A 2481-nucleotide genomic window follows, 5' to 3' on the forward strand; every position below is an offset into this window, starting at 1 on the left:
GCCCCCGACGGCAATCCGCTGATCGGCCCCGTGCCGGGCATGCGCAATTACTGGTCGGCCTGCGCGGTCATGGCAGGCTTCAGCCAGGGCGGCGGTATGGGCAAATCGCTGGCCGAATGGATGATCCACGGCGAAACCGAATGCGATCCGCGCGGCTTTGACGTGGCACGCTTTGGCAAATGGACGACGCCGGGCTACACCGTTCCGAAGGTGATCGAGAATTACCAGATGCGTTTCTCGGTCTCTTACCCGAATGAGGAACGCCCCGCCGCCCGCCCCTTCCGCACCACGCCGATGTACGACATTTTCGACGGCATGGGTGCTGTCTGGGGCCAGCAATACGGGCTTGAGGTCGTCAACTACTTCGCGCTGCCCGGCGAGCCGCGCTATGAGACACCGTCGTTCAAACGCTCGAACGCCTGGGACGCCACGGCGGCCGAAGTGCGCGCGGTGCGCGAGGCCGTGGGCGTCAACGAGGTACAGAACTTCGGCAAGTTCCGCGTGACAGGTCCGAATGCGCGGGCCTGGCTCGACAGGATCATGGCCGGGTTGATCCCGAAGCCCGGCCGCCTGTCGCTGACCCCGATGCTGTCACCCAAGGGCAAGATCATCGGCGACTTCACCGTGACCTGCCTCTCGGAAACCGAATTCAGGATCACCGGCAGCTACGGCGCGCAGGACCAGCATCTGCGCTGGTTCGAGATGAACCTCGAAGACGGGGTGGCGGTGGAAAACATCTCGGACCGGGTGACCGGCTTCCAGATCGCCGGACCGAATGCGCGCGAGCTGTTGTCGCGCGTGACCCGCAGCGATGTCTCGGCCGAGGCGTTCAGGTTCATGGACGCAAGGCGCATGACCATCGGTATGGCCGATTGCTTTGTGCAGAGGGTCAGCTATACCGGCGATCTCGGCTTTGAGATCTTCACCGATTTCATGAGCGAACGCAGCCTCTGGCACACGCTCTGGGCCGCCGGACAGGACCTTGGCCTGCGTCCCTTCGGCATGCGGGCGATGATGAGCCTGCGCCTCGATAAGCTTTTCGGAAGTTGGGCGCGGGAATTCAGCCCCGACTACTTCCCGGGCGAAACGGGGATCGACCGCTTCATCCGCTGGAACAAGGCCTCTGACTGGATCGGCAAGGCAGCGGCGACTAAGGAAAAGGCCGAAGGGCCGAACCGCAAGCTCTGCGCCTTTATCATCGATGCAAAGGATGCCGATGTCGTGGCCTATGAACCGATTTGGGTCGGAGGCGAGGTTGTGGGCTTCTGCACCTCGGGCGGTTATTCGCACTGGACCGGGCAGTCGATCGCGATCGGGTTCGTGCCGACCGAACTTATCCGTGACGGGCTGGAGGCCGAGATCGAAATCCTCGGCGAAAAGCGGAAAGCCCGGATGACCAATGGCCCGCTCTGGGATGCGGACAGTTCAAGAATGCGTGGCTGAAACCCTGCAGTGCCTGCGTCCCGGGATCTGCCCGGCGCAGGCACATTTGTTAAAATTCCTTGCGCGCGCGCCCTTTGGCGAAGATATTTCCTGAAGTCCAGGAACGAATGACGAGAACTCTTTCGTGTGAGGGAGCGTCTATAAATGGTTGATATTGCAATTGTTATACCTGCGGCGGGTGCGTCCAGCCGGATGGGCGGCAGGGACAAGCTGCTGATGGAGGTCGGCGGCGAACCCATCCTGAAACGCAGTGTCGCAATGGCCAGGACAACCGGAGCGCGGGTCATCGTGACCTTGCCGGGATCGGGCCCGATGCTGCCTGCACGTCGCACGGCACTGACCGGCACTGGCATCCGGCCCGTCAAAATCCCGGACTATCACGACGGAATGTCGGCAAGTCTCAGGGCCGGTGTGCGTGAAGCGCATCAGGCGGACGGGCTGATGATTTTGTTGCCGGACATGCCAGACATCACGTCTGACGATCTTTGCGCGGTGATCACTGCCTTTGCCGAGGATCCCGGCCGTCCGGTCCGCGCTGTGGGGGATTTCGGCAGGCCCGGCCATCCTGTGATCTTCCCGCGTCGGCTGTTTCAGGAAATATCGGTGCTGACCGGTGACATCGGTGCGCAACGCGTGCTGGATGGGGAAAACATCCGCCATGTCCCCCTGCCCTCGGGCCATGCAACCACGGATCTCGATACGCCCGAAGATTGGGCGAACTGGAAGCGTCAGCAACAGAGGTAAGGGGCGGATCAGGCCACGAGCCGAAGCTGCGGGGCCTCCCGCCGAAGCCCGATTCGCGCCGGGGCAAAGGCCCGCAGGCCCTCTTCCGTTTCAAGCTCGGGAAAGATCGTGAGGATTTCGTCACGCTGCGCGTTGTGCAGCCCGTTCAGGGTTTCGGCGGCGGGATGAAAGCTCTCCGACCAGCAGCCATTGGCCCAGACAATCTCATGGGCGTCAAACAGGATGTGGTAATAGATCACGTTGTCCTGTTCGACCGGCTTCGCCGCCAACAGGTCGGCAATCTCTACTGCGGCC

The 2481-nt window shown here is 62.4% G+C and carries 3 protein-coding genes; 2 read left to right on the plus strand and 1 reads right to left on the minus strand.

Features of this window, described 5'->3' with window-relative positions; translation table 11 throughout:
• On the plus strand, positions 1-1443 hold a 1443-nt coding region (locus tag WBB85_RS00920; protein ID WP_432636741.1), incomplete at its 5' end, for a glycine cleavage T C-terminal barrel domain-containing protein.
• 144 nt (positions 1444-1587) lie between these two features.
• Positions 1588-2187 carry a nucleotidyltransferase family protein gene (locus tag WBB85_RS00925; protein ID WP_432636742.1) on the plus strand — a complete coding sequence of 200 codons (600 nt, stop codon included), beginning with the start codon at positions 1588-1590 and terminating at the stop codon, positions 2185-2187.
• An 8-nt stretch (positions 2188-2195) separates the two neighbouring features.
• On the opposite strand, the gene WBB85_RS00930 is transcribed toward WBB85_RS00925, so the two are convergent.
• A partial coding sequence (locus tag WBB85_RS00930; RefSeq protein WP_432636743.1) for a Hint domain-containing protein occupies positions 2196-2481 on the minus strand: 286 nt, incomplete at its 5' end.

Source organism: Albidovulum sp., from assembly GCF_049646345.1.
Classification (GTDB): Bacteria; Pseudomonadota; Alphaproteobacteria; order Rhodobacterales; family Rhodobacteraceae; genus Albidovulum.